Annotated in this window: 4 protein-coding genes, 4 tRNA genes and 2 rRNA genes; 1 reads left to right on the top strand and 9 read right to left on the bottom strand. The window is 52.6% G+C overall.

Annotation, left to right across the window (positions count from 1 at the left end):
• The 5 genes from FJW00_RS17280 to FJW00_RS17300 all read right to left on the bottom strand — a co-directional run.
• On the bottom strand, positions 1-460 hold a 460-nt coding region (locus FJW00_RS17280; protein ID WP_140925086.1), incomplete at its 3' end, for a GTP-binding protein.
• 108 nt (positions 461-568) lie between these two features.
• Positions 569-644, bottom strand: a tRNA-Thr gene (locus FJW00_RS17285).
• Positions 645-649: 5 nt separating this feature from the next.
• Positions 650-724 (bottom strand) — tRNA-Gly (locus FJW00_RS17290).
• A 188-nt stretch (positions 725-912) separates the two neighbouring features.
• A tRNA-Tyr gene (locus tag FJW00_RS17295) sits at positions 913-997 on the bottom strand.
• Between the two features lie 8 nt (positions 998-1005).
• Positions 1006-1081 (bottom strand) — tRNA-Thr (locus tag FJW00_RS17300).
• A gap of 741 nt (positions 1082-1822) precedes the next feature.
• Between FJW00_RS17300 and coaA the strand changes: the two genes are divergently transcribed.
• The gene (coaA, locus tag FJW00_RS17310) at positions 1823-2770 is read left to right on the top strand and encodes a type I pantothenate kinase (RefSeq protein ID WP_009092666.1); all 948 of its coding nucleotides are present in this window, start codon (positions 1823-1825) and stop codon (positions 2768-2770) included.
• Between the two features lie 43 nt (positions 2771-2813).
• Here coaA and birA read toward each other — a convergent pair whose 3' ends face one another.
• The 4 genes from birA to FJW00_RS17330 form a co-directional block, all read right to left on the bottom strand.
• Positions 2814-3773 carry a bifunctional biotin--[acetyl-CoA-carboxylase] ligase/biotin operon repressor BirA gene (birA, locus tag FJW00_RS17315; RefSeq protein ID WP_046100986.1) on the bottom strand — a complete coding sequence of 320 codons (960 nt, stop codon included), beginning with the start codon at positions 3771-3773 and terminating at the stop codon, positions 2814-2816.
• Positions 3770-4807, bottom strand: a complete 1038-nt coding sequence (gene murB / locus FJW00_RS17320) for a UDP-N-acetylmuramate dehydrogenase (RefSeq protein WP_140925088.1) — start codon at positions 4805-4807, stop codon at positions 3770-3772. Before murB ends, birA begins: the two co-directional genes overlap by 4 nt.
• A 149-nt stretch (positions 4808-4956) precedes the next feature.
• Positions 4957-5072, bottom strand: a 5S ribosomal RNA gene (gene rrf / locus FJW00_RS17325).
• A gap of 92 nt (positions 5073-5164) precedes the next feature.
• A 23S ribosomal RNA gene (locus FJW00_RS17330) occupies positions 5165-5261 on the bottom strand; the annotation flags it as partial.

The raw sequence follows: 5261 nt of genomic DNA on the forward strand, positions 1-5261 counted from the left end.
CTTCCATCTCAACCAGTTCCAGCAGCTCTTCATCATCAACCATGTCACACTTGTTCAGGAACACGATGATGTAAGGAACGCCAACCTGACGACCCAGCAGGATGTGCTCACGGGTCTGTGGCATCGGGCCATCAGTCGCAGCAACAACCAGGATCGCGCCGTCCATCTGCGCAGCACCGGTGATCATGTTTTTCACATAGTCGGCGTGGCCTGGGCAGTCAACGTGAGCGTAGTGACGTGAAGCAGTCTCATACTCAACGTGTGCGGTGTTGATGGTAATACCGCGGGCTTTTTCTTCAGGGGTGCTGTCGATCTGGTCGAATGCACGCGCCTGGCCGCCGTTGGTTTTAGCCAGTACGGTAGTGATTGCTGCAGTCAGGGTGGTTTTACCGTGGTCAACGTGACCGATGGTGCCCACGTTTACGTGCAGTTTGTTACGTTGAAATTGCTCTTTAGCCATCGCTAGTCCCTCTAAGACACGGATATATCAATGATATCATCACATTAACCAGGCAATGCCTGACTGCAAGGAAGTTACAGAGAAAATCAGGAGGGAGATTAAAGGAAGTGGTGCTGATACCCAGAGTCGAACTGGGGACCTCACCCTTACCAAGGGTGCGCTCTACCAACTGAGCCATATCAGCACATCTGGAGCGGGCAGCGGGAATCGAACCCGCATCATCAGCTTGGAAGGCTGAGGTAATAGCCATTATACGATGCCCGCATCCTGGAACTCGGCTACCTGTTCTTTCTGTAGCTTGCAGATAACAGAGAATGCCTCTGCTACCTACTGTCCGTCAGCGAAGCTGACCGACGTTGACTTCGCTAACGCTCAGTCTGAATTCAGGGTGAGAAGTGACTCACCTGACAGATAAACAGGCCGTTTATCTGAACCCAACCGCGAGGTCGGGATGGTGGTGGGAGAAGGATTCGAACCTTCGAAGTCTGTGACGGCAGATTTACAGTCTGCTCCCTTTGGCCGCTCGGGAATCCCACCTACTTGATTGGTGCCGGCTACCGGAATCGAACTGGTGACCTACTGATTACAAGTCAGTTGCTCTACCAACTGAGCTAAGCCGGCATCAAGTGACGCGCATTCTAGGAAGGTCGGCGTTCGGATGCAACTAAAAAATCGCATATTTTTTTCTATCGCTTACTATTTGTGCAAATCATCGCAATTTAGTGGTTTTCTGCGGAATATTTGTCCAGTCTGGCCCTTTTTTCTCGACTTTACTCTGGCTTCACTCCCCCCCTGCCCCTCTTTTTACAATGCCTGCCCCCAGCGTTCTTACGCCGGTTATTTCGCTTATTCCTGAAAAAAGATCCCGCCCATGCGCTGACTGACGCTTTTTTCGTCACGTCAGGATGATTTTGGGTTAGAGGCTAAGCTCACAGGCCGATATTTCCATGAAGGCAATATCCCTTTTCTTTAACAGCACCCGGCAGAAGGGTCCGGATGGTGTGCTTATTGAGGGGATATCGCATTCGCTTCCTTACAGGCCTTAATGCGTGGCACTGCCACCGGGACAGGTAACAAGGGTGTTACGCACTATGGGTGGGAAGAAGCCTGTAACGGCTTTACAGGCTCATTGTCTGTTATAAAGTCGTTAATGGCTTGGGTAATGGCGCGTTTTGTGGCTATACCGACGAAAGCGAGATCACAGTTATCTTTTTACTTCTGTTAAAAGCCATACTGGTGATACCCTCCAGCCCATTGTTCTCACTGATAAACCAGCGATTCGTGATTCAAATCACCTGCGTTGTCCTGCTTATCGGATAACACGCCGGTGATAGCAATGAATTTGCGGTCAGATGCATGCTTATGGATAAAACGACTCCCCTGACAACGCCCTACTTAGAATTCACTCGTGAGCAGTGGGCGGCATTACGTGATTCCGTTCCTATGACGCTATCAGAGGAAGAGATTGCGCAGCTGAAAGGCATCAACGAGGACCTCTCTCTGGAAGAGGTGGCAGAGATTTACCTGCCTCTTTCGCGCCTGCTTAATTTCTATATCAGTTCAAATGTGCGTCGGCAGGCTGTACTGGAGCAGTTTCTGGGCACCAACGGGCAGAAGATCCCTTACATCATCAGTATTGCGGGTAGCGTTGCCGTCGGTAAAAGCACGACAGCACGTGTATTGCAGGCATTGCTCAGCCGCTGGCCTGAACATCGCAAGGTGGAATTAATCACCACGGATGGCTTCCTGCATCCTAATGCCGTGCTCAAAGAGCGTGGCTTAATGAAGAAGAAAGGATTCCCGCAATCCTACGATATGCACCGGCTGGTCAATTTCGTCTCAGATTTAAAGTCAGGTGCCAGTCAGGTTACCGCTCCGGTCTATTCGCATCTGATTTACGACGTTATCCCTGATGGCGACAAAGTCATACAGCAGCCGGATATTGTGATTCTTGAGGGGCTCAACGTCTTACAGAGCGGTATGGACTATCCCCATGACCCCCATCACGTCTTTGTTTCTGACTTCGTCGATTTCTCAATCTATGTCGATGCAGAAGAAGATCTTTTGCAAAGCTGGTACATCAATCGCTTTCTGAAATTCCGCCAGGGTGCCTTTACCGACCCCGACTCCTACTTCCATCACTATGCCCAGCTCTCCGAGGCGGAAGCCGTTGAAATAGCGGGTAATCTGTGGAAAGAGATTAACTGGCTCAATCTGCAGGAAAATATTCTGCCGACACGAGAGAGAGCCAGCCTGATTATGACGAAAAGCGGCGATCACGCTGTTGATAAAGTCCGTCTGCGTAAATAACGCCAGTGATAAAAAAGCCTGCATTCATGCAGGCTTTTTTTATTCAGACAGGACGTAACGATATCTCTCCGCCAACCCATGCCTTTATTTCGCCATCCTGTTCCAGTAACAGCCCCCCCTGGCTGTCAACACCGCGCGCAATACCGTGCACTTCGCGTTCACCGATGAGCAACTTAACAGGCCGGTTAATGAAGTTGTCCAGCGCGGCCCAGCGGGCCACAAAGGGCGCTAATCCCTCCTGCTCAAACAGTGGCAGTGCCTCGCGCAGACGATTGATCAAACGAGCTGCCAGCTCATTACGATTCACCGTTACCCCGGCTTCCTGCAGGTTAATCCAGCCCTGATTAATCTGGGAGGCGTCAGCGGTTCGCATTGCCAGATTGATACCTGCACCGATCACAATCTGCGCAGCATCGCCCGTTTTCCCGGTCAGTTCAACCAGGATACCCGCCAGTTTGCGATCGTTAAGATAAATATCATTTGGCCATTTTACCCTGACCTCATCTGCGCCCAGTGAGCGTAATGTCTCCGCCATGATGATACCAATGACCAGGCTGAGGCCCATCGCCGCTGCGGGGCCCTGTTCCAGGCGCCAGTACATCGACATATAGAGGTTAGCGCCAAATGGAGAGAACCACTGACGGCCCCGGCGTCCCCGCCCCGCCTGCTGATATTCAGCAATACAGGCAGCACCAGAAGGCATGTCATGCATGCGCTCCAGCAGGTACTGATTTGTTGAGTCAATCACCGGTATCACCGAGACATTGCCCTGCTCAACCTGCGCGAGAATCGCCTGCTCATCCAGTAGCTGGATTGGCGCAGGCAGACTGTAGCCTTTACCGGTGACGGTATAGACATCAAGTCCCCAGCTTTTCAGTGTCTGGATATGCTTGTTGATGGCAGCCCGGCTCATTCCCAGCGTCTCACCCAGCTGCTCGCCAGAGTGAAACTCGCCGTCAGACAAAATATCGACCAGCTTTAACGGGACATTGTGGTCTTTCATGCGATCACCTCGACGGCATTGCATTCACCCTGTGCCTGAATAAACCGGACTTCAGGCTCAAGCCAGACATCAAACTTCTCTCCTACCCGGGCGCGTACCGCTCTGGCCAGCGCCACGATGTCGGCAGGCAGGGCATGGTCAGCATTGATCAGCACCAGAGCCTGCTGCTGATGAACGGCTGCGCCCCCGATGCGATAGCCTTTAAGCTGGCACTGGTCGATCAGCCAGCCCGCTGCCAGCTTCGTTTCACCCTCTGGCATCAGATAGTGCGGCATGGCGGGGAACCGGGCCAGCAGAGCGCTGCACTGCGCCTGCGTCACCACCGGATTTTTAAAAAAGCTGCCGACATTTCCGGTGACTTTCGGATCCGGTAACTTACTCTGACGCATCTGACACACAGCGTGATAGACATCCCAGGCACTGGCGATGGCCGGATTCAGTGTTTTCAGATCGCCATAGGTCAGGACAGGCTGCCATTGCTTAGGCAGGCATAGTCCGACTGCGACGATGACATAGCCTGACTGATAGCGGTGTTTGAAAATGCTGTCGCGATAGCCAAACTCACAGGCTTCACGATCCAGACGTTCTGTTTCGCCACTGTGCAGATTAAGCACATCCACATATTCGCAGACATCTTTTAACTCCACGCCGTAAGCACCAATATTCTGAATCGGTGCCGAGCCGGTCATGCCCGGGATCAGCGCCAGATTTTCCAGTCCGGCGATCCCTTTTTCCAGGGTACTTTTGACCAGCTCATGCCAGTTCTCACCGGCTCCGACATGCAGTTTCCAGCTCTCATATTCATCCTGAATGGTGATGCCTTTAATGCGGTTCAGTACCACGGTTCCGGCAAAATCATCCAGAAAGAGGACATTGCTGCCTTCACCGAGCACAAGGAAAGGCGTTTGATCCTGCTGGCTGGCCTGCCATGCAGCCAGAATGGCGGCAGGCGTCTCAGCGACGATGCGTTTTTGTGTGTGTACTTCAAGCCCAAGTGTATTGTCGGCTTTTAAGGAGGGATGCTGGCTGGACATTTGACGGCCTTAACTGAGTTATCTGGCCGTAGTTTACCGTATCGGAGATGTGTTCTCAGGCAGTTTTCGGGATCAGAAGGCGGTTTTTCACGATCTGCAGACGTAAAAAAGCCCCGCACGTCAGTGCGGGGCTTCTTCACTTATATAATGCCTGGCAGTTCCCTACTCTCGCATGGGGAGGCCCCACACTACCATCGGCGCTACGGCGTTTCACTTCTGAGTTCGGCATGGGGTCAGGTGGGACCACCGCGCTAAAGCCGCCAGGCAGATTCTGTTTTCCGCGCCGCCACAGGGGCCGCGCAGACGTATCCGTCACAAACTGAAAATCGCGTCTCTCAAAAACGCCTCTGGCGTTGTAAGGTTAAGCCTCACGGGTCATTAGTACCGGTTAGCTCAACGCATCGCTGCGCTTACACACCCGGCCTATCAACGTCGTCGTCTTCAACGTCCCTTC

Source organism: Pantoea anthophila, from assembly GCF_006494375.1.
Lineage (GTDB): Bacteria > Pseudomonadota > Gammaproteobacteria > Enterobacterales > Enterobacteriaceae > Pantoea > Pantoea anthophila.